Genomic DNA, 23,415 nt, shown 5'->3' with positions numbered 1-23,415 from the left:
CGTTACTCTAGGGTACTTTTTCAAATGAGATTTCAGTTAACCGACTGATTATCGCCTCTCGTTCTTGCTGTAGTAGCGTTTCCCCCTCAGTCAAAGAGGAAAGCCACAATCCATCAGCGCCATAACGTACAAGCGCACCTAAATAACTGTTATCGAATTCATCACCTTTAACGAGGTGCTCAAGAACCCAATTGCGCCAACATTGCCGTAATACAGGTTCTGTTGGCATCGCCAAAGAAAGCAAAGCCAATTGAAAACTCTCATCAGACTCCTTCAGGCGGCCAATATAATGCAAATAGGCACGTGAAAAACGCCCGTAAGGATTTGGGTCATCCTCCATAATCAAATGAATTCGTTCTTCCATAACCCCTAATAATTGAAGAAACAACGCGTGAATGAGTTCCTGTTTGCTTGGGAAATGGTGCATCAAACCACCCTTGCTGACACCTGCTTCTCTTGCTACCGCATTGAGTGATAACGAAGAAAAACCCTCCCTGCCCGCAATAATACGAGCGGCTTTCAGTAGCTCACCTTGGAGTTTGGCTGGATCTTTTTTTCTATGTTGCGTTGCTTTGTTCATGAAACGAATGATACCGACCAGTCGGTATGTTTCATGTTGACTAAAATCAAGTAACCCTGATTTGTTAATGGGTAATTGGCAATAGTGGAATGAGACTCACAGTATCCCCTATCAAGAATATCTAACCATATAATTAATTTAAATATTTAAAATTTTTTTGATGCAAAAGTGTTTTTTATATTTTTATCATTCCACTTAGTTTTGCATAAATACAAGATATAATGTTTGGCGGCAAGTCATATAGGTTTTGAAGATAAGCTAGAAAAACCAATCCATTGATTTTCGGCTGATAACACAAAGCGGGAAAAACACGCGTTTATCCCGCTTTGTCAACAACCTCAGGGCACTTCTTAAAATGCCCCTTACATGAGTAATCGTAATAATCAGGCCATTAACGCCCTGCTTTTAGCTTCTGAAAATACTCTTCGTACAAAATATTGGTATTACCAACATCGCTTTGCCATTCACCTTTTTTCAACACCTCTTCACTTGGATAAAGGGATGGGTCATTCGCAATTTCAGCAGGTAATAGTTTTTTCGCGGCTAAGTTTGGCGTTGGGTAGCCGATGGATTCTGCTACTTGTGCGGCAATCTCAGGGCGCAGTAAGAAGTTAATCAACTTATGGGCGCCTTCCACGTTTTTCGCATTGGCAGGGATGGCTAAGCTGTCCATCCAAAAAATGCCCCCCTCTTTTGGCCATACAACCTCGATAGGCAACCCTGCTTGCCTTGCGACGAACGCCGAGCCATTCCATAACATACCCACATCCACTTCGCCTTCAATAAACGGCGTAGCCGGGTTATCCGAGTTAAAGGCTAAAATATTTGGACGCAGTTTTTGTAGCTCTTGATAGGCTTCTTCAATCTGTTTCGGATCAGTGGTGTTCCCTGAATACCCTAATTTAGTCAACGCCACTTGGAAGACTTCACGTGCATCATCCATCATTAATAGGCTATTTTTATATTCAGGTTTCCAAAAATCAGCCCATGAGGTAATAGACTGCGGGTCAACCGCTTCATTATTAATACCAATCCCCGTCGCGCCCCAAATATAAGGTACCGAGTAGTCGTTATTTGGGTCGAACTCTTTATGGGTAAGGTTCGGATCAAGGTTGCTAAAGTTACTCAGTTTACTTTGATCGATTTTTTGCAGCATCCCTTCCTTACTCATTTTGGCAATAAAATAAGTGGACGGTACCACCAAATCATAAGCCCCTTCTTTATAAGTCTTCAATTTGGTGTACATGCTTTCGTTTGATTCATAGGTGGAGTAAATCACCTTGATGCCAGTTTCTTTGGTAAATTGCTCTAATAAACCGGGGGGAACATATTCTGTCCAGTTATAGAAATACAGTACGTCTTTATTATCGTCAGCGGCAGTTGCCGTGCCAATACTTGCAGCCATTAAGCCTGCTGCCAGTAGATAGGACCATTTTTTCATGACTGAGTTTCCCTCAACAAAGTGTCTTTATCCCTTAATTCACCACAAGTAACCACTTGAGTAATTTCGGGTATATATCAATATAGGCTCAGTTCGAGCCCACCCTCTCGCCTAATGGCACTGAAAAAAGATACTGCTCTATAAAAGTATGCAGCACCGTCGTTTTAGCGTATTACTTCGCTTTTTTAGCATATTTATCCCGCATTACCCACTGACTTAGGCACACCAGCAAGAGGGACATGATCAACAACACGGTAGCTAATGCATTGACCTCAGGAGAAATACCTACCTTCACCATTGAATAGATTTTTAACGGTAAAATTTCATAGCTTGGCCCCGTCACAAATGACGAAACCACCACATCATCCATCGATAATGTGAAACTGAGTAACCACCCCGCGACAACCGCAGGTAGTGCTAAAGGCAGAATGATTTTACGTAAAATAGTAAACTCGCCAGCACCAAGGTCACGGGCCGCTTCTAACATCTTCACATCAAAGTCTTTAAGCCTTGCATACACGGTGACAACTACAAACGGTAAACAGAATGTAATATGAGAAAACAGTAATGACCAAAAGCCCAAAGACACCCCAAGGATCATAAACAGTACGAGTAATGAAATCGCCATCACAATATCAGGGGACATCATCACCACGAACAACATGCCACCGACAAACGGTTTTCCCCTAAAGCGATAGCGAAACAGAGCAACTGCCGTGAGTGTGCCAATGACAGTGGCAAATGAGGCCGATAAAACCGCCATAGTCAGTGAATGTCCTGCGGCTTCTAATAAACTGTCGTTATTACTCAGTAGCCCATACCACTTAGTTGAAAAACCTTGCCACTGAATACCAAAACGCGACTCATTGAATGAATTAACAATCAAAATGATGATTGGAATATAAAGATAAGCGTAGATGATGGTCATAAAGCCACCACGTAAAGTACGTCCGATCATTCTTCATACGCCTTTTTATTCAGAAGCTTAGCGGCTCGATAATACACATACAGTAATAACCCCATCATCACTGTCAGGAAAATACTGGTTGCAGCTCCAAATGGCCAATCACGAATATTTAAGAACTGGCTCTTAATCACATTACCAATTAGCAAGTTCTTCGCGCCGCCCATTAAATCGGCAACGTAGAATAATCCCATCGCTGGCAATAAGACTAATAAGCAACCCGCAATAATACCTGGCATGGTTAGTGGAATAACAATTTTCACAAACCGTTGAAACTTGTTCGCACCAAGGTCTTTCGCTGCTTCGATATAGGATTTATCGAGCTTTTCAATGCTCGAATAAAGTGGCATGACCATGAAAGGCAACAAAATATAGATAAGTCCGAGCACTACCGCTTCTGGCGTGTACATAATTCTCAACGGCTTATCAATAATGCCAATCCAAAGTAAAAAATCATTCAGATACCCTTTGGTACTGAGAAACACTTTTAAGCCATAGATGCGAATAAGTGAATTTGTCCAAAAAGGCACAATCAACAAAAATAGCATCAAAGGTTGGATACGCTTTGGCAACTTGGCCAAAATAAAGGCAAATGGGTAGCCAATGACTAAGCAGAAGAATGTCGCAATCAATGCCATATTGAGCGAATGTAACATCACTTCTGCATACATTGGGTCAGATAAGCGAATGTAGTTATCCCACGTAAAAATGAGGTCAACGAGGTTAGTATCACTGCGCGTCAAAAAGCTTGCACCAATGATCATGATATTGGGCAAAAAGACAAACAATACCAACCAAGCAACGACGCCAGCAATAATGACATTCTGAAAAATTTTATGTTTACGAATGATCATCCAGAACTACCTCCCAGCTTTCAACCCAAGTCACAGCAACTTTTTGGTTAAGGGAGTGGTCAACGTCGGGGTCATCTTCATTGAAGAATTCGCTCACCATGATAATTTTACCATCTTCCATCTCAACCACTGAGTCTAGCGTCATGCCTTTATAGTTACGTTCACGCACGTAACCAATTAGCCCCGGATGATTTTCGGCATCATTCACCTCTTCAACGCGTAAATCTTCAGGGCGCAATAACACATGGAGATGTTGCCCTTCTTGAACAGGAAGTTCAGTGAAAATATCACACTCATGACCTTCAACATTGGCACGAATGCGTTTTTCATCGATACGCTGTAAAACTGTCGCATCAAAAATATTAATTTCACCAATAAACTGAGCAACAAATAAGTTTTTCGGCTCCTCGTAAATTTCACGAGGCGTGCCATCTTGCTCAATTTTCCCTTCACGCATGACGATGATCCGATCAGACATGGCTAAGGCTTCTTCTTGATCGTGGGTGACAAAAATGAAAGTGATCCCCAGTTTTCGTTGAAGCGCTTTTAGTTCATTCTGCATTTGCTTGCGTAGTTTGTAATCTAACGCAGACAATGATTCATCCAGCAGTAACACTTTTGGACGATTAACAACCGCGCGGGCTATCGCCACGCGTTGTTGTTGACCGCCAGACAGTTGGTTGGGTCTACGCTCTGCAAAATCTTCCAATTGAACCATACGTAAGGCTTGATCAACCCGCTTTTGTATTTCAGCCGCAGGCGTTTTTTGCATGCGTAAGCCAAATGCAACGTTGTCAAAAACCGTCATATGAGGGAATAAAGCGTAACTTTGGAACACAGTATTCACAAAGCGTTGCTCTGCGGGAATATCTGTAATATCTTGACCATCAAGAATAATTTGGCCATCGTCGACATCTTCTAGCCCTGCAATAAGACGTAAAACCGTCGTTTTGCCACAACCAGAAGGCCCTAATATGGTCAAAAACTCACCGTTTTGAATGGTTAAGTCAAGCTCAGAAATAATTTGTTTGCCATCGAAACCTTTATTTAAAGATTTCAATTCCACGAGTGGTGTCAGAGAGGTTGTCTCAGTCATTTATTATACACTCTATCCCTAGGACTAATGCAGATAGAACCGCCACCGTTAAAGACTGTATAAGCTTGTCGGAGATATACTCTTCATCCTTCCCCAGCAAAGCCCAAAACCAGTAGCGCCATTTTAAAGTTCATTAAGCCCAGCATGATAAACACTGTTTTTGCAAATTGAAAGCCATTTTCGCCAGTTCGTTTGCCTTTCATTATGAATTATCGATAAATAAAACCGTTTTTTGATAAAAATAAGCCACATAGCGATAAACTTCGTCACCTTGTCGATATCTATAAGTTTGATTGATTTACCTATCACTTATACTTAAGCTAAACTTAATAAAATTCATCGAGTTAAATTAGCAAGCATCGAAAAACAATGACAATTGAAAATTTAATGATTTCTATTTTTTTTATTTTCAATATATAAATAAAAGCATTAATGATGTAATTATTTATATAAGAAAACTGTCATTAATTTAGCTAAGAACTGAATCGTTTAATTTCACCGATAAATAACGTCAATAGCAATTAGTGATGATTACACATAAAAACACGCAATAATCACTAACATCTATAACAAATAGTTAAAATAATAGTTAATAATATTATTATGTGATTTGAATCTAATTTTTATTCTTCAGCTATTTTTATCTTCATAAGTTTAACCCGTATCATATTATCTCTTGCATCTCTTTGAATATAATAACCAAATTGATATAATTCCAGATAACATTGTAACTATGCGTTATTTGTTTTATGCTTTTTCCATTATTATTCCTATAATTTTTTACCTTTGTATCTTTTGAATTTAGTTAATTAAAAAATAAACATATGCCTACGGGTGATGATTTTTTGGATATTCCACCAAAATTAATATGTGAGTGAGCAAAATGGCTAATAAAGAGTTTTTTTATCAAGAACCGTATCCGTTGTCTGAGGATAAAACCGAATATTACCAAGTCTCTGATCAATATGTTTCTGTAGAGCAATTTGCTGGAAAGCAAATTTTAAAAATTGAGCCAGAGGCTTTAACCCTTCTTGCTGAACATGCAATTTATGAATCACAATTCTTTTTAAGACCTGCCCACCAAAAACAAGTTGCAGCTATCTTAGAAGACCCCGAAGCCAGTGAAAATGATAAGTATGTCGCCCTGCAATTGCTGCGTAATGCTGAAATTTCCGCAAAAGGGGTTCTACCAAACTGTCAAGATACCGGAACGGTTGCGGTTGTTGGGAAAAAAGGCCAGCAAGTCTGGACTGGCTGTGATGACGAAGAATACCTCTCTCGAGGAATTTATAACGTATTCCAAAACGAAAACTTGCGTTTTTCTCAAAATGCCCCACTGGATATGTTCAACGAAGTTAATACAGGCACCAACTTGCCGGCTCAGTTTGATATTTTTGCCACCACAGGCGATGAATACCATTTCTTGTTTGTCAACAAGGGCGGTGGCTCGGCAAATAAATCAGCCCTTTATCAAGAAACTAAAGCAACACTAACCCCTGCTAAGTTAAAGAATTTCTTAATTGATAAAATGAGAAACTTAGGGACAACCGCTTGCCCACCTTATCATATTGCATTCGTGATCGGCGGAACTTCAGCAGAAACAACACTGAAAACAGCCAAGCTCGCTTCGGCAAAATACTATGATAACCTGCCAACCACAGGGAATGAGTATGGCCGTGCTTTTCGCGACATTGAGCTAGAAAATGAGTTATTAGAAGCTTCACGTCACCTTGGTTTTGGTGCACAATTTGGCGGTAAATATTTTGCTCACGATGTACGTGTTATTCGCTTACCTCGCCATGGTGCCTCTTGCCCAATCGGTTTAGCGATCTCTTGCTCAGCAGATCGCAATATCAAAGCAAAAATCACCAAAGACGGCTTGTGGCTGGAGAAAATGGAACATAACCCAGCACAATATATCCCTGAGTCTATGCGCAATCAGACAGAAGGGACCGTAGTTCATATCGACCTCAACCGACCAATGAACGATATTTTGGCCGAGCTGAGTAAACACCCTGTCTCAACTCGCGTTTCTCTCAGTGGTCCACTCATCATCGCACGCGATATTGCACACACTAAGCTCAAAGAGCGATTAGATAACGGTGAAGAGCTACCACAATATTTTAAAGACCACATGGTGTATTACGCAGGACCTGCGAAAAAACCTGAGGACATGGTTTCTGGCTCCTTGGGCCCAACCACAGGAAACCGTATGGACCCATATGTTGACCTCTTCCAATCTCATGGTGCAAGCATGTTGATGTTAGCGAAAGGCAACCGAACCCAAGCGGTAACTGATGCCTGTAAAAAACATGGCGGTTTCTACTTAGGCAGTATCGGTGGCTCAGCCGCAATACTGGCGCAAGAATATGTAAAAAGCCTAAGTTGCTTGGAATACCCAGAATTAGGAATGGAAGCGATTTGGAAAATGGAAGTTGAAGGGTTGCCAGCCTTTATTCTTGTGGATGACAAAGGAAATAATTTCTTTGAACAAGTCCAAGATGAATCATGCCGTAAATGTATTAAATAGCATTTACCACAGGATAGTAAGGAAATACATTAACTTTCATTAGTTTATTTTAATGTATATTGTCGTCCAAAAGAGCAGGTTGAGGCTGTAATTTAACCTGCTCTTGCCTATTCGTGCTAGTAATAATTAATACGCGCAATCGTCGAAGCGCTAAATGCCCCTGTTTTAACTGTATTCACTTTCTTAATTATTGCGCTGTAATCACGAGTTACTGATGTTCTCCCCTGAGGTAAACTACCGAAAAAATCGAAATAATTAAATTTTACTAGGTTACTTTTATCATCCATGATAATCAAATTAGTGCCATTTTTTAAATCAATCGCATACTCACCATTTAAGGGAGCTGTCGTTTCGAAATTGATATTCATTGAGAAATTATCTAAACAACCTCTTTTCACTGCTTGAATCTGAAAGTCCTTTTTAAATTCTTTACCTTGATTAAGCTCAGTGATCATCAACTGGCCAAAATCAATCTGCTGAGATTCAGGGTAAACTTTAATATCTGCACCACATTTTAAGAAACGGATACCCCTTAGCCCAGAGATAGAATATCGTAAGTTTTTTGCTCCTGGGGTCAGGTTAATCCCCCCGCTGCCATCAAATTGGAAAACAGTAAACTCATTGTCACCCTCATAATACCCTGATGGGGGAACTGTTCCTGTCACTTTGATATATAAAGTGAAAGTCACAGTAACAGTCACATTTTGCTTACCACTAATTGGGGGAGTTCCTAAGCTCACTTTTTGTTTGTCATGCTCGAGCAATTCACCTTGATAGTTAGCGCCTAATAACAAACCTGTGCCTAATTTTTGTGAAGTCGGATTAAAGTACATATGTACTACGTCAACCATATTGCCAAGAACGTTATCGCAAAATACAGTAACCGTCATTGGGTCCGATTGCCAAATAATTGAGCCTGCTTGGGTATCTGAAGGAATAGCCAGCTGACCCACAGGCACTGCGGGCTTAATGACTACCCCTGTTCCTGCCTCTACACAGTCTAAAGAAAATGCTTTTGAACTAATAAAAACGAATAAAAATAAAAAATAGCAACCATATTCTTTTAGTAACTTGTGTATCATAATTTATACACCTTTTATAAATAGGTAATATTCAAGGTAATTTGCGTTTTAATATTACCCACCGTTAATTCATTTCTTGTAAGATAGCTTTCCAGCATGGAATAGAAGGTAATTTGCTGATTATCATCAAAATAAACAGGGTAGTTGCGATATTCGCCATTTGGAACAATATTACCGTCTTTATCCATGAGACGAATGCCATAACCGTTTAGTAAGGTTTTACCGCCAAATAAATTACGATCCGTGCTACTTGTTGGCTCCGAAATAAACATAATACGAACTATCGGTTCTCTATCATCGCGTCCGCGACTGGGGAAAATGCAATCATCAAATTTTAATTTGATCTCTTGCTTAGGGCTGCGATCCCCGATTTCATTAAAGTAATTCAGAGAAATAGGCCCTAATTCAACATTTTGAGCTATCGTTGAGAATGTAATTTTACAGGGTAGTGAAATCACATTTCCGATAAAATTCAGATCGCCTTTTAGCATGCTACTGTCTGCATATGCATGACTACCAAACAGTGTTGACATCAAAAGACACATTGAAAAGTAGCAATTTCTCATCTTTAAAACACCCTATTTACTGTCCTTTGATAGTTGACATATAGATGCAGTACACTGATAACTCAATATTTTCATGCCACCAAAATCATCCATATACCCCACATATAATTGATTAAAACTCGCTGTGGGCACGCCCACGCTTGCTTTTGAAAATGGCGCTATCATAACGCTTTCAAAACCCGGAAAATTTTTCTTATTACTGGCACTAAGGTAACCTAAGGTCACATAGTATTTAGTTGGATTTTCAATCACTAATTGCCCACCTGTATGGGTATATTTCAGTTCTTTCGCCCATATTTTTTCACTGTTATTTTCAATTTGCGCTGGCCGATAAAACATTTTTAAACGGCTTTGGATAGCGATTTGAACAATATTTTCTTTTTCAGCAACAGGGGGAATTTCACGTACATTTAAATAGAATAATGATTCTCTATCCTGAGGCAGTAAATCTACCCCTCGGGTTTTCACAATTTTAATTTGGTTTTTTGCCGTGGGTTCAACCCGTTGCATTGGTGGTAATACAGTAAAAGGCTCTGAGATTTTGTTCCCTTTTTCATCTTCCATCCATGATTGAGCTAAATAGGGCATTGTTTTACTTTGATTATTAATCACCAAGCTCATTGATTTGTCTTTACCTGAAAAAATAATTCGAGTGCGGTCAATATTGATTGCAGCGAATGTAAATTGCATCCCAATTAAAACTAAATAAAAACCGAATACAACCTGATATTTTTTACTCATAAATTTGTCCTTTAATGACAAGGGATCAAAATTTTCCCCTGATTTAATTCAATAATATTGGGTAAATTTAAACTGCACTGTTTAGCGCCCCCCGCCCATTTAACAATGTATTGTTTATTAGGATTAATACCGGTTAAATATACAATTCCATTATCAGCGATAATGCCGACTTCTCTACCAGTGCCTACTTCAATAACACTGGTTCCTAACGGTGGAGAATGACCATGACTTAAGCGAATCGCCGCTAAAATACGTTGACCTTGGCTCGCTCTGATTTTTTGATAACCGATTGCGCCTTCCGTCAGTGTTTTGCCAATGATGTTGTCATTCACATCCACATCATCTGGCAATGTGTTCATATCGATATAAACATCTGAATTAGAAAAACTATTTAGACTGGTTGCTACACCGATACCATAACGGTTAGTAATTGATTGGCCATTATCGATAGAAATTCCCGCAACATTATCGCTATCAATCATAACCCTAGGTTCATTGTTGGTTCCGTTGCGGTGCAGTGCTGCGCCGTATTTAGTCGCCGTCATTGAGCCATACCAACTGCCACCAAATGAACGATAAGAGTTTATATTTTCTGTGACATTAACGTTTAACACGCCATATGCAGACGAATATTGATAACTACCACTAATATTCGGTTCTAAGCGCCCCAATTCATGCTTATTGCCCCCCAAACGCATACTCCAGTAATTGTTATTTATATTCTCACTGTAATACCCGACAGATTGGCCAACATTATGATCAGAATCGGAATATTGAGCGTCATAGCTAACAGAGCCCCCACTTTCTAGTGGTATTGAGAACGAGAGATAAACTTGGTTATCATCCGTTTTTTCATACTTAATTTTATTAAGGGACAAGGTTCCTGAAATATTTTTAACACTACCTAAATTTAATAGTTTGCTAAGACTCATACCAAAATTGGTCGTTGACTCACTATTCCAAAATTGATGATGCGTAGCATTAAAATAGAGCGTGACATCTAATGGGCTAATATATTGGTTAAAAGAGGCTGTATAGACATTTTTGTCACGCCTAAAATCAAGCAGTCCATTAACCGCGTCAATATATTGCGGCATAGTTAGAAATTCTTTTTCGGAGAATTTATACCCCGCGAAGGTGACTTGCGAGTTCGTTGACTCAAAACGTTTCGAGTAATTTAAACGGTAACTGTTACCTGAATAAGAACCATAATGGTTTAAATTCGCGTGAGTTCGCGTAATATCAAACGATATCGCACCAAACATATTCATATTTTGGCCAATTCCCATATTGAATGCTTGGTAATTGGTATTATTGATTGTGGCAATCAAACCACCAAAAATAGAGGTATTACCTAATACCCCATAGGATGCCTCACCCGATATAAACCTCGGTTCTGTTTTTTGAGAACGCCCAAATGGGTCAGATTTACCAATAGCAAATTTATATAAAACCTGCCCTTGTCGGGTCAAAAAAGGCAGTGATGCAGCAGTGACCTGATAAGTGGTTTTGGAGCCATCCTCTTCATCAATAGTCACATCTAAAGTTCCTTGAACTGCCTCTGTAATATCTTGAATATTAAAGGGGCCTGGCGCAACTTGTGTCTGTTTGATGACACGCCCATTTTGAGAAACCACCACCACCGCGTTTGTTTTAGCTACCCCTGTGACTGGAGGCGCATAACCACGTAAAGACGGTGGTAACATACGGTTATCACTAAAAAAAGAAGCACCAATATAGCGGAAACTATCAAACAAGTTCGTTCTCAAATAAGTTTCACCGAGTAAAACTTTAGCGCCAATTTGAGGGAGCGCTCGAAAAGCATATATTTGAGTCCAATCAAAACGTTCATTTTTCATTCCATTTACACGGTTATATTGATATTGGTAATCTGCTCGAAAACGCCAAGCGCCTAAGTTGAGCCCTGTTGTTCCATTACTACTACCACTAAATGTATCTCTGCCATTTTTGGGTGAAAAATAGTTAGCAAAAAGATTGTAATCAATGAATGTCCCTGTAATTCCATTTTCCCATTGAGAAGGCGGAACCCAATACGGGTCATCGTAATCTAACCATGCTTGGGGAATTGAAAATAATATATTCTGATTTTCTTTATCAAACCGATAAGTAATATCTGACTGTTGAGATAATTCAATACACTGACCATGATTATTTTGCAGAAATTTATTCTTAATTTTCTTTTTTAATGCAAGAATGTTAATCATTTCAGGTGTAATACAGAGTGTTGAATTATCTTTACTCTCTTCGATAAACTTAATTAAGTATTGGCCAAATAATTTCCTACCATTAAGTGTTATATCTGCAAGGTATTCACCCGGTGGTATAAAATCAGGATTTGCAAATTGGCTTAGGTCAATGTTTCCTCTATCTTCTGCATCAATAATGTTCATATTAAATTCTACTGCTCTTGCGACTCCCAAAAAGGAAAATGCTAGAGTGATCGAAATTAATATTTTATTTATTTTAAACTGAGGCAATAAAGACATGCAATTCCCTGTCAAAAAATGAGAAACTAAATAGCAACGAGAAAATAACAGACAACTAAATGCCTGTTATTTAATCTATAGAATTACAAGTAATTTAATGCATAAGTTGCTTGAGAAATAATACTTCCTGTTTCTACTTTATTGCCATTCGCTTCAACACGTGCACTAAAAGACAACTTGTTAGGGCCATCAACTAATGGGATATCTACACTTTTATCACCCACTTTCATTGTTGAACCATCAGCATTGATCAAGCGTACGCCAACACCTTTAGAAGTCCCTGTGTTTGCTAATAATTCTCTCACGGTTGTATCTGGAGTCCCATTAAAAGTGACTTGAACTTTGCTGACAGCAGGGAACACCACTTGGTCAGAAGTATTTTTCACTTCACCTAAGTCACAGTTTTCTAACAAAATATTATACTGAACACTTTGGCTAAATTTATTACCTGTTTCTAATACTTTATTAGCAACTTGGCCAAGGTCTACATTAACAGTGCCGTCACCAGGAAGTGTACATGGTGCATTGATCACTTTACCAGTAAAGTTAATCACACCGCTTCCTTGGTCAACAGGCGCTGCATTTGCGACACCAAATGAAGAAGCAATAATTGTAGCCAATATAATCTTAGTTAATTTCATTCATATTTTCCTATAAAAAGACAACAGATATACCAATCACCTAATAATAAATATAATTATTAAGTCGATATTTTTTCGCCATGAATATAATAAAAACACGACAATTAATAAACGTCGTAAAAGTCACGTTATAAAAAACATATAATTACTAAATTTATATTTATTTTTAATTTATTAATTATAATTAGCACATTAATAATAACTTAATTAATCTTATTATTAATAAATGCGTCATCAATAAAAAAACAAATCATTTCCGTATCTAAAGCATTAGCAAGCATGTGAAGGTTTTCAATATTAATATTGCATTCACCTCTTTCATAGCGCGAAATTTGTTGTTGGCTCACACCAACAAGATTCGCTAGTTCAATACCAGAAAGCCCTAAATACTTTCTTCTTTTTCTGATTTCTCTGCCTACGATTAGATTTACATTTATCATCAACTATAGCCCAAGATAACTTAAATATTTAACGGCTAAACTCTATAACAGATCAGGAATATTTAGTGTAATTAAATTTTCACTTGAAGGTGAAAACAAAAATAGAACAAATCAGTTAAAACACAAAATTTAAGTTAATTATAATTTTTAACATATAAAAGTAAAACTGTTTATAACGATCAATAAAATAAATTAAAGTCAACAAAACCTATCAATATTCACCCGTTTAAGTTTAACTTTAAAGATAAGAAAAAATATACATTTTTGATATAATTCAAATCCATAATCATGATTCGCACTTTATATCTAACCTCATGATTTAAATAAATTTAAAAAAATAACAATCAGTAATTGTAATATGTTTTTATCTCAATTAATTTATCATTATCTATGAATTAAGATATTTATTAAAATCATTATAATATATATCGCTACCAATAAGTACTTGTGCTTATTTTTATTTTTAAATTAATTTATTTTTTACATTTTTATTTTTGTTTAAAAATACCATTGTTAGTGGTTATTTTAATTTTATTATATTTATAAATAGAAATTAAAGGTATTTTTACATATCTTAAATAAAAATACGGCAGATAAAAAAAAGAATTTTTAATAATTATAGAACCACTTTATTACTATAATTTGCTATTTATTTGTTTTACACGTTTTTTATTCATTAAACCCATTAAATATCCTAAAGTTAAAAAAATAATAACTATTACCTTTCGATATATCCCTTAAATAACAACGAGTTAAATTCATTTCAAATTGTAACAAATCGAGAAATTTTATTTCGTGTAAAATGATTAGTTTTACCGAGTATAGCTAAATCATTTTCAATTAAACATAGATACTTATTAGAAACACTAATAAATTGCAATGATAAAAACACTAATTCAATAACCATTAGTTATTGAATGGGAAAATAACTCATTATTTTTCTCTGCTATAACATGATTTGATCTTCTTAACTAAGGAGATACCAAGGAAAGACTTATGCAGACACCATCATTACTTCGCGTTGCCACAGTTCAATTTCAACATCGCCCTAGTGATAAGAAATACAATTTGGCATGCATTCATCAATTTATAGATCAAGCGGCACAACAGAACGTAAAAATATTGGTACTACCCGAAATGTGCATCACAGGTTATTGGCATGTACCTAAATTACCCGATTCCGCCGTTTATGAGCTTAGTGAAACATTACATGATAGTCCGTCTCTGGCTCCAATTCGCCAAAGAGCTACTGAATTAGACATGATTATTGGCGTAGGACTGATTGAAAAAGGCCTAGATGGGAAATGTTATAATACATGGGTCGCTTGCATGCCGGATGGTCAATACCATGCCCACCGAAAATTACATGCGTTTGAGCACCCCGTTATACATAGTGGAGATAGCTATACCGTTTTCGATACACCGTGGGGAGTAAAAGCAGGGATTTTAATTTGTTGGGACAATAATTTAATTGAAAATCCACGTGCTAATGCACTCTTAGGCGCGGATATCATTCTTGCTCCGCATCAAACGGGCGGAACACATTCAAGTAGCCCATATGGTATGAAACCGCTAGATTTGAGTCTTTGGAAAAATAGAAAACAGAACCCACAAGCTTTGTTCGATGCTTGCCAAGGGGAAAATGGTCGAGGATGGCTTATGCGTTGGCTACCCGCTAGAGCTCATGACAACGGCGTATTCTATCTATTTAGCAATGGCGTTGGCTTAGATGATGACGAAATTCGTACCGGCAATGCAATGGTGATTGACCCCTATGGCCGAATTATCAATGAGAGTTTATTAGTTGAGGACGACATGGTCATAGCTGATCTTGACCTCAATTTGCTACCGACATCAAATGGCCGTCGCTGGCTGACAGGGCGACGACCAGAGCTATACAGAGTCATCACTGATATCTTGGGGTATGAAACTGATATGCGTCGTGTTCGTTTCGCTTCTCAGAATTCCCCAACAATAAGGCACAAAAAATAGCATCCATTTACAAAATTAATAACTGTATAGCGTCTTATTGGCAACCCATATAATATACAGTTCATAAATTTCTAGTGAGAGGCTAAAGGCAAGCACTTATGGATACTCGGCTCCTACGCGCATTTATTATTCTTGCTGACACGGAAAATTACCGTGAAGCCTCATCACGTTTATACATCAGCCAGCCGGCTTTAACCAAGCAAATTAAGTTATTAGAAAACCAACTGGATTTAAAACTATTTGAGCGAGGACGCCATGGTGCAATGCTTACCGAGCACGGTCGAATATTGTTGCCTTATGCGAAACAAGCTCTAAACCACATGGCAGAGTTATTAAACCAAGCCATCGTACTTAGAGAAACACCCCCACTCTCTTTAAATGTTGGATTTGGTATTTCAACCTTCCAAGAGGCCTCTTTTTTTGTTGCTCGCCTACAGGAACAATTACCAAACTTAACGATTCAACTGGATGATATGCCATCAGATACGATGAGGGAAAAGCTTCATCAACATCAACTAGATATTGCATTTATCCGCTTCGATCATCAAGATTCAGTAGACAGCCTTGTCAGCCACCCATTAAAAACAGAAGTACTTGCGCTCGCCATTGCTAAAGATCACCCACAAAATTCAGCTATTAATGATTATTTAACCCGCTACCCTTTGTTAATGTTACGTGCCGAGCGTGGATTTGGTCTTTATCAACAAATCCAACAGTATCTACAATCTGAAAATATCCACATCGCACCACTACAAGAGGCGAATGACATCCAAACTTTAGTTGCCTTAGTTACAGCTAAAATTGGCATTAGTCTTGTTCCTTTTAGTGCAAGACATATTGGTGGAGAAAATATCGATTTCATTCCTATTCAGCACAACCCCAATGCTAAATGGCAAATTGCTGTCGTGTGGCAAACCTCATTGCCTAAAGCATGGCAAACCACCTTTGAGAGATTGCTTGAGGAAATTCACGTTAAATTCGCTAACGATTCTTAATACGAAGAACTCCGTAATTCCTATATATTAAATAATTAAACTCTGATATTTATTGTCATTATCTTCGTTAGATAGGCTCTACATTATATGTCTGGTAATAATTCAATCACACCACTAAAAATTATTGCTTCTGGTGTGGCACTACCTGAAAACAAAATTTACTCCTCAATGCTTGATGAAAAACTCAATAAACCCAAAGGGTTTGTTGAAAAACACTCAGGGATTGAATACCGTTATCACGCTAACAATACCGACCCCCAAGCATTGTTAGCCGCCCGAGCAATTCAACATGCATTGAACACCAATCATATTGATCCTAAAAGTATTGATATGCTAATCAATGCATCTGCAATTCCTGTGCAAGCACTACCTTGCTCAGCAGCGCATATTCTTGAACAATCAAATTTAAATCAGGGTATTGCCTGTTTTGATGTTAACTCCAGCTGCATCAGTTTTATCACGGCATTGCAGGTGGCGGCTGGCTTATTGGCGACCCATGTTTATCAGCGCATTGCGATTGTTTCGGCAGATATTGCGTCGCGAGGCATCGATTGGCAAGACAAAGAATCTTCCTTAATTTTTGGCGATGGTGCGGCTTGCGTGATCGTTGAAAAAGGGGATGGGACAAGTGGAATTATTTCCTACACTCATACAACTTACACCGCAGGTATCGACCTTTGCGAAATCCGTGCAGGAGGGACAAAACGTAATCCTCGAGCGGGTATGACAGAAGATGATTTCTTATTTCATATGCAAGGCAAAAAGCTATTTCGCCTAGCCTCCTCGCTGATTGACGATTTTATGCAACAAGTTTTCCATGAGTCAGGCTTACAATTGAAGCAAATAGGTACCGTCATTCCACACCAAGCTAGCCATTTATCATTAGAACATATGCGCCAGCGCGTAGGGGTTACGACTGACCAACTGATTGATATTTATCGTCACCGAGGTAACCAAGTTGCCGCTTCAATTCCTTCTGCACTGCACGAAGCGATTATCACTGGCCGTTTCTATGAAAAACAAAGTGCGATGTTGATCGGCACTGCTGCTGGCCTTGCGTTATGCGCCATGGTACTGGTTCCATGAAAATACTCATCACGGGAGCCACTAGCGGTCTAGGCCGTAATGCTTGCGAGTACTTACTTCAAAGAGGCGTCGAGGTCATCGCCTGTGGGCGAAATCAACAAGCTGGCCAGCAACTGAGCGATATGGGCGCGACTTTTATTGCGCAAGAACTCGCAGAGCTCACCCTACAAAACGCCAAAAAAATGATGGCAGGCTGTGATGCAGTTTGGCATTGTGCTGCGCTTTCTTCTCCTTGGGGAAAACGCCAAGATTTTGAAAATACCAATGTACATGCGACTCGTATTCTCGCAATGGCGGCGGGCGAAGCAGAAGTCCCTCGTTTTATTCATATTTCTACCCCTGCAATTTATTTCAATTTCACACACCAACAGAATATTGCTGAATCCACGGTTAATAAGCATTTTGCTAATCAATATGCGAGAACAAAGTACTTAGCTGAAACCATTATCGAACAATGTGTGACCAAGTTCCCCGCGACTCGCTACACTATTTTGCGCCCTAGAGGGCTATTTGGCCCTCATGATCGCGTGTTGCTGCCACGCCTATTGGCTCAAATTAAATCACGCAATGGGAAATTGGTATTACCTAATGGTGGTAATAACCATTTTGACCTAACTTATGTCGGTAATGTGGTTCACGCTATGCAACTCGCGACACACCAGTCTGATTTAAAAAGTGGTGAAATTTATAACATTACCAATCAACAGCCACAGGCTTTAAAACACACATTGCAGCAGTTATTTGGAGAACTCAATCTATCTTGTGAGATCCGTTCAGCGCCTTATCCTCTCTTATATGGGCTGGCTGCAACCTTAGAGTTCATCGCTCACTTTACAGGTAAAGAGCCGCTACTAACACGCTATAGTCTAGGAGCTGCCTATTTCACCATGACATTGGATAACCAAAAAGCCCAGCAAGAGCTTGGATATTATCCTTTATATACTATGCAGCAAGGGATCTATCTAACCGCTAAATGGCTTAAGCAGGAGAATTCATGTTAACCATCCACCAATATGAAGTAGGTTATTGCACGCATCCGGGGTGTGTCGCCCTAAAAGGTGCCAGTTTTAAATCCTGCAAATTCCCTGCAAGAGCATGGTTAATTGAAGATGAAAACCAGCGTTGGTTATTCGATACCGGCTATGCCACACATTTTTATGATCACACACGCGATGGCATTATGCGGCTATACCGCGCAGTTACCCCTGTTTATTTCGAAAGCCAACAGGCGCTCGTGAACCAACTGGCGGGTGATGGTATTCACCCCAAAGATATTAACGGTATTATTTTGTCTCACTTCCACGGTGACCATATTGCAGGGCTACGGGACTTCCCGAACCTACCAATTATTTGTTCGGGGGATGGGTGGGCTAAAACCCGCAAACTCACCGGCTTTGCGGCATTGAAGAATGCCTTTGTTAGCGGCCTATTACCCGATGATTTTGAACAACGCACTATGTTCTATGAAGGGTTTGAGAAAACGAGTCTACCTAGCGAATTACAAGTCTTAGGTCAGGGCTACGCCGTTAATACTGAAAAAACCTTATTGATCGTACCACTTCCCGGCCATGCCGCAGGTCACATTGGTTTATGTGTATTAACACAAGCGGGTTGGGTATTGCTGGCAGGTGATGCGGCTTGGTCACCAACTAACTATAAACAGTTACGTGGCCCAATGGCGATTGCCAATATCATCATGGATGATAAACACGCTTATTATCAAACCTTAAATAAGTTACATGAGATAGATAAACAAAATATTGTTATTCAACTTTGTCACGAGGGTGAGTTGCTGTGATCCTCTCTATGCTTTGGCATTACTGGCGTGCACGTCATTTAAAATTTCAAACTCGTGATGAGCTAGAAGCCTATCAACAACGACGTTTAATATCATTTAAACATAATGTATTAGCAAAAAGCCCTTATTTTCAACCTTATATTCATCAAGAATTACATGATTTCCCCATCATGAATAAACAAATAATGATGGATAATTTTGATGAAATGAATACCGCAGGGCTCTCTAGCCAAATCCTGCTCGATTGTGCTCAAAAGAGTGAACAGTCTCGTGATTTTGCACCTAAAGTCGGCAAATATAGTGTGGGTTTATCTTCAGGAACATCAGGACGACGAGGCCTGTTTGTGGTTAGCCCAGAAGAACAAAATGTTTGGTCAGGGAGCATGTTGGCCAAAATGCTGCCAAAAGGATTATTCAATGGTGAAAGAGTCGCTTTATTTTTGCGCGCCAACAATAACCTATATGAAAGCGTTAATAACCGGTGGATTTCCTTACGCTTTTATGACCTTTTTGCCGATTTTCGACAACAATTAGTTGCGCTTGAGCAATACCAACCGTCAATCATTGTTGCCCCAGCGCAAGTTCTTTGTGCCATCGCCGAGGCAATAAACCACCAGCAAATCCACGTAAATGTACAAAAAGTGATCTCGGTGGCAGAAGTCTTAGAACAACATGATAAACAGAAACTACAACGTTGTTTTCCCCATGTTGCCGAGGTTTACCAAGCGACTGAAGGTTTTTTAGGTTGCACATGCCCTCATGGCACATTGCATTTAAATGAGGCCTTTATACACATTGAACCAAACTGGCTGGATCATGCTCGTTTTTCACCGATTATTACCGATTTCACCCGCAAAACACAGCCTATCGTGCGTTACCAACTCGATGATGTTTTAGTCATAAGAAAAACGCCTTGTCCTTGTGGCTCCCCTGAGTTAGCTATCGAACGTATTGAAGGACGCTGTGATGATTTACTGCAACTCCCTGATCATCAAGGTCATACAATCACTATTTTTGCTGATCCTTGTGCACGAGTGATGGTGAACCATCTCCCCCTTAGTGCTGATTTTAGACTAACTCAACAAGGCCATCTACTATATTTACAAGCCGAGTGCGCACACACGGAATTAATTCATTGTCAGCAACAACTTGAAAATTATTTCACAAGCCAACACGTTGATGTCACTAAATTACATTGGGAATTATCATCAAAGCCTATTGAACAGACACTTTCTATCAAAAAAAGGCGGATCATTCGCAAGGGGAGCTTATGAATAGCAAAACATTATTCACACGCCTTCTATGTTGCTTAATCGGTTGGGGAACCGTTGGTGTTGTGTATAACTATACGGGCCGACCTACGGATAAAGCTCATGTTTTAGCACCGAGCATGGTTGATAATGCCTTCTTTTTCGCTCCCGAGGCTATCTGGTTTTATCTCTCTTTCTTTGTGTTTATACCTCTTGGTTACCTTTGTTGTCGCAAAGAACGCGTTCGCCCATTGATGGTAGCAATGCAACTGTGTGCATTGATTTCCGGGGCGATTTATTTGCTGTATCCTACCACCATGCTGTATCACGATTATGACGTGTCGACGCTTTCAGGGCGGGCGCTATCTGTCTTAATAAATATTGATAGCCCACAAAATTTATTACCCTCTTTACATGTCTCATTGACCCTTATCGTGCTGAATGCATTATGGTCAACACAACAAAAATTTCACACGTTACTTTATAGTCTTTGGGCTATCGCAATTTGCGTCTCCGTATTAGTACTAAAGCGCCATTTGTTTATTGATATCGTGACGGGAACCGCCACGGCAGGTGGGGCATTACTGATTGTTTACATCACAAAATACGGCTTAGAGAGAAACCGCCGATGAATGAATTAACTTTTCCTATTATTTTCATGCTAGCTGTAGTGATCGCTGAAGGACTGGTGATAGCAAAAACACAAAAGGGCACTGTCAGTTGGCAAGAGTTAGTTTTCAACCTTAACTCAGGCCATATCATGTTGTGGCTATTTAGAGGATTAGAGCTGTTTTGCTATGGTTTTGTGGTCAGCCACTACTCATTCCATCTGGTCGAAAACTGGCCTACCGCGTTAGTGTGGGTTTTTACCATTTTTGCATGGGATTTTGGCTTCTACTGGCTGCACCGCTTACATCACACTTATCGTATTTTATGGGCCGTCCATGTGGTTCATCACCAAGGAGAACACTACAACCTCTCTTTGGGCGTCCGTAATTCATGGTATTCATCACTAACATCAATTCCATTTTTCATGTTATTGGCACTGATGGGCATCCCACTCGAGGTCTTCATCACCGTATCAATATTACACTATACCATTCAATTTTTTAATCATAGTGCTCTTATTCCACGCCTTGGCTGGCTAGAAAAAGTGATGGTAACGCCTCAGCACCACCGTGTTCACCATGTTAAAGAGGGGCATTATTCTAATCGTAATTTTGCGGGGAGCTTTATCTTTTGGGATAAGCTATTCGGCACATTTTCCAAATTACCCGAAGAAGAACACCATTTTGGCATCAAGGGCACTCCCGCATCCGAGAACCCTTTTATCGATAGTAATTTACCTTTTTGGAAAATGGTTCGCCGCCAGCGAAAGCCCTCAGAAAAACCGGCTCCACTATTTCGCATCAACCAATTTTCTCTGGTTATAGGAACTTTACTTCTATTCATTTTAGTAATTGGCTATGTTTACCTTTATGGTTATGGCTACCAAGGTACTACACTGCAACAAGCGATTTTATTCGTTCTCTTAGCATTAGGAACCGTTGCCTTATCAGGAATTTCAGATGGACGTAAAAGTGGCCTCATTAGCTGGTTTTTCATCGCTTGCTCATTACTGATTTGCGTATTATTCGTTTGGCAATGGACAACCCCTTTCTGGGTGTTTGCTACCTGTGCATTGTGGCTACACAGTTTATTGATATTAATCGGGGTTGGCCGAAAACCAATACAGGTGCTGAATGTCTCTTGAACCACTAAGGCCATTAGGCTATCAACATCGCCATGATCAAGCGTTTAAAAAAGCACTGAATGCCGCGGCTAATCAGTATTTAAAAGAGAGCGGCGATCATCGTTTTGCTGACGTGCGCTTTTATGCCAAAAGCCTCATCTTAGTTGTGTGTTGTTTGGGTAGCTACGCCGCTGCATTATGTATCAATGTACCGTGGTTTTTTTTCACTTTTTACCCTCTGTTTATCTGTTTCGCCTTACTACTTGCCATCAATTTAGTCCATGATGCATCGCATAATGCCATTTTTAAACGGGCAAAAGCCAATTATTGGCTGAATTTTTTGGTCACCATTCCCCTTGGTTTAGACCCCGAGTGTTGGCGTGTTCGGCACATTATTTTTCACCATGCCCATACCAATATTCGTCATTATGATTTGGATATTGAAGAAAATTTTGTACTACGCCAAACGCCATACCAACGCTGGTACCCATTCATGCGAGCCCAACACCTTTATTGGCCTCTCGTTGCTGCGATGACTTTCCCTGCACTCATCTGGTTTTTTGACTGGCTAGATAGATTCAACGGAACGCGGGTTGCCCCTCATATGCGTCATCAAGGAAACCTCGGTATTTTGACTTTTTTAATAGCTAAGGTACTGCACCTGCTAGTAGCCATTGCGATACCGGCATGGGCTATTCCAGATATTGGCTTAGGCACCTTATTGCTCACCTATATTATTAGCCAAATGTTTGCTTCATTGATATTCGTTGTATTAATACTGGGGACGCACTGGGCGAAGGCAACATTTTATACCCCACCGAGAGAGGGAAATATGCCTCATGGGTTTTATGCACACACCTTTTCAACTACTTATGATTGGGAAACCACACCTCGCTGGCTAACCTATTGGTTAGGGGGCTTGAACCTCCACCTAACTCATCATTTGTTTCCAAATTGGAATCACCGCCACTATCCCGCTCTTGCTGAAATTATCGAGCGAACGGCCAAACAGTTTTCGATGGATTATCACTGCATTAGTGCGAAAGAGTTATTTGTCTACCAACAACGCTTTTTAAAAGAGATGGGAGCAGGCAAACAAGTCGATGAGCACTGAGTTTGC

21 protein-coding genes are annotated in these 23,415 nt (G+C 39.4%); 10 read left to right on the top strand and 11 right to left on the bottom strand.

Annotated features, from left to right (window positions below; translation table 11 throughout):
- Window positions 1-7: 7 nt before the first annotated feature.
- From ACLPIE_RS10180 to potA, 5 genes are all read right to left on the bottom strand, one after another.
- Window positions 8-580: a TetR/AcrR family transcriptional regulator gene (locus ACLPIE_RS10180; RefSeq protein ID WP_430261519.1), complete on the bottom strand. Its 573-nt coding sequence runs from the start codon at window positions 578-580 to the stop codon at window positions 8-10.
- A gap of 391 nt (window positions 581-971) precedes the next feature.
- Window positions 972-2,021 carry a spermidine/putrescine ABC transporter substrate-binding protein PotD gene (gene potD, locus ACLPIE_RS10175; RefSeq protein WP_430261518.1) on the bottom strand — a complete coding sequence of 350 codons (1,050 nt, stop codon included), beginning with the start codon at window positions 2,019-2,021 and terminating at the stop codon, window positions 972-974.
- 172 nt (window positions 2,022-2,193) lie between these two features.
- Window positions 2,194-2,979 carry a spermidine/putrescine ABC transporter permease PotC gene (potC, locus tag ACLPIE_RS10170; RefSeq protein ID WP_430261517.1) on the bottom strand — a complete coding sequence of 262 codons (786 nt, stop codon included), beginning with the start codon at window positions 2,977-2,979 and terminating at the stop codon, window positions 2,194-2,196.
- Complete coding sequence (potB, locus tag ACLPIE_RS10165) at window positions 2,976-3,839, bottom strand: spermidine/putrescine ABC transporter permease PotB (protein ID WP_430261516.1); 864 nt, start codon at window positions 3,837-3,839, stop codon at window positions 2,976-2,978. Before potB ends, potC begins: the two co-directional genes overlap by 4 nt.
- A complete protein-coding gene (gene potA / locus ACLPIE_RS10160; RefSeq protein ID WP_430261515.1) occupies window positions 3,826-4,935 on the bottom strand; it encodes a spermidine/putrescine ABC transporter ATP-binding protein PotA in 1,110 nt (369 codons plus the stop codon). The genes potB and potA overlap by 14 nt, the downstream gene beginning before the upstream one ends.
- An 883-nt stretch (window positions 4,936-5,818) precedes the next feature.
- Here potA and ACLPIE_RS10155 point away from each other — a divergent pair.
- Entirely contained in the window at window positions 5,819-7,465 is a 1,647-nt protein-coding gene (locus ACLPIE_RS10155) for a fumarate hydratase (RefSeq protein ID WP_430261514.1), read from the top strand.
- Window positions 7,466-7,581: 116 nt separating this feature from the next.
- Here the strand turns inward: ACLPIE_RS10155 and ACLPIE_RS10150 are convergent, their stop codons facing one another.
- The 6 genes from ACLPIE_RS10150 to ACLPIE_RS10125 form a co-directional block, all read right to left on the bottom strand.
- Window positions 7,582-8,547, bottom strand: coding sequence for a fimbrial protein (locus tag ACLPIE_RS10150; RefSeq protein WP_430261513.1), 966 nt, complete (start codon window positions 8,545-8,547; stop codon window positions 7,582-7,584).
- A 14-nt stretch (window positions 8,548-8,561) separates the two neighbouring features.
- Window positions 8,562-9,080, bottom strand: coding sequence for a fimbrial protein (locus ACLPIE_RS10145; protein WP_430261512.1), 519 nt, complete (start codon window positions 9,078-9,080; stop codon window positions 8,562-8,564).
- 45 nt (window positions 9,081-9,125) lie between these two features.
- Entirely contained in the window at window positions 9,126-9,854 is a 729-nt protein-coding gene (locus tag ACLPIE_RS10140) for a fimbrial biogenesis chaperone (RefSeq protein WP_430261511.1), read from the bottom strand.
- 11 nt (window positions 9,855-9,865) lie between these two features.
- Complete coding sequence (locus ACLPIE_RS10135) at window positions 9,866-12,265, bottom strand: fimbria/pilus outer membrane usher protein (protein ID WP_430261510.1); 2,400 nt, start codon at window positions 12,263-12,265, stop codon at window positions 9,866-9,868.
- A gap of 179 nt (window positions 12,266-12,444) precedes the next feature.
- Window positions 12,445-13,002 carry a fimbrial protein gene (locus ACLPIE_RS10130; protein ID WP_430261509.1) on the bottom strand — a complete coding sequence of 186 codons (558 nt, stop codon included), beginning with the start codon at window positions 13,000-13,002 and terminating at the stop codon, window positions 12,445-12,447.
- A 203-nt stretch (window positions 13,003-13,205) separates the two neighbouring features.
- The gene (locus ACLPIE_RS10125) at window positions 13,206-13,442 is read right to left on the bottom strand and encodes a helix-turn-helix domain-containing protein (RefSeq protein ID WP_430261508.1); all 237 of its coding nucleotides are present in this window, start codon (window positions 13,440-13,442) and stop codon (window positions 13,206-13,208) included.
- A gap of 996 nt (window positions 13,443-14,438) precedes the next feature.
- Here ACLPIE_RS10125 and ACLPIE_RS10120 point away from each other — a divergent pair.
- The 9 genes from ACLPIE_RS10120 to ACLPIE_RS10080 all read left to right on the top strand — a co-directional run bounded on the left by ACLPIE_RS10120 (window position 14,439) and on the right by ACLPIE_RS10080 (window position 23,409).
- A complete protein-coding gene (locus tag ACLPIE_RS10120; protein WP_430261507.1) occupies window positions 14,439-15,434 on the top strand; it encodes a nitrilase family protein in 996 nt (331 codons plus the stop codon).
- 98 nt (window positions 15,435-15,532) lie between these two features.
- Window positions 15,533-16,429, top strand: a complete 897-nt coding sequence (locus tag ACLPIE_RS10115) for a LysR family transcriptional regulator (protein ID WP_430261506.1) — start codon at window positions 15,533-15,535, stop codon at window positions 16,427-16,429.
- 87 nt (window positions 16,430-16,516) lie between these two features.
- Window positions 16,517-17,515 carry a 3-oxoacyl-[acyl-carrier-protein] synthase III C-terminal domain-containing protein gene (locus ACLPIE_RS10110; RefSeq protein ID WP_430261505.1) on the top strand — a complete coding sequence of 333 codons (999 nt, stop codon included), beginning with the start codon at window positions 16,517-16,519 and terminating at the stop codon, window positions 17,513-17,515.
- Entirely contained in the window at window positions 17,512-18,516 is a 1,005-nt protein-coding gene (locus tag ACLPIE_RS10105; protein ID WP_430261504.1) for an NAD-dependent epimerase/dehydratase family protein, read from the top strand. The genes ACLPIE_RS10110 and ACLPIE_RS10105 overlap by 4 nt, the downstream gene beginning before the upstream one ends.
- Window positions 18,510-19,313, top strand: a complete 804-nt coding sequence (locus ACLPIE_RS10100) for an MBL fold metallo-hydrolase (RefSeq protein WP_430261503.1) — start codon at window positions 18,510-18,512, stop codon at window positions 19,311-19,313. The genes ACLPIE_RS10105 and ACLPIE_RS10100 overlap by 7 nt, the downstream gene beginning before the upstream one ends.
- Before the next feature lie 8 nt (window positions 19,314-19,321).
- Window positions 19,322-20,587: a F390 synthetase-related protein gene (locus ACLPIE_RS10095; protein ID WP_430261548.1), complete on the top strand. Its 1,266-nt coding sequence runs from the start codon at window positions 19,322-19,324 to the stop codon at window positions 20,585-20,587.
- A complete protein-coding gene (locus ACLPIE_RS10090) occupies window positions 20,584-21,195 on the top strand; it encodes a phosphatase PAP2 family protein (RefSeq protein ID WP_430261502.1) in 612 nt (203 codons plus the stop codon). The genes ACLPIE_RS10095 and ACLPIE_RS10090 overlap by 4 nt, the downstream gene beginning before the upstream one ends.
- Window positions 21,192-22,316, top strand: coding sequence for a sterol desaturase family protein (locus tag ACLPIE_RS10085; RefSeq protein ID WP_430261501.1), 1,125 nt, complete (start codon window positions 21,192-21,194; stop codon window positions 22,314-22,316). Before ACLPIE_RS10090 ends, ACLPIE_RS10085 begins: the two co-directional genes overlap by 4 nt.
- A complete protein-coding gene (locus tag ACLPIE_RS10080) occupies window positions 22,306-23,409 on the top strand; it encodes a fatty acid desaturase family protein (RefSeq protein WP_430261500.1) in 1,104 nt (367 codons plus the stop codon). The genes ACLPIE_RS10085 and ACLPIE_RS10080 overlap by 11 nt, the downstream gene beginning before the upstream one ends.
- Window positions 23,410-23,415: the final 6 nt, after the last annotated feature.

This window comes from Providencia sp. Me31A (assembly GCF_050487165.1).
Taxonomy (GTDB): domain Bacteria; phylum Pseudomonadota; class Gammaproteobacteria; order Enterobacterales; family Enterobacteriaceae; genus Providencia.
Note: the sequence above shows the minus strand (reverse complement) of the source record. Positions and strands in the feature narration are given on the sequence as shown.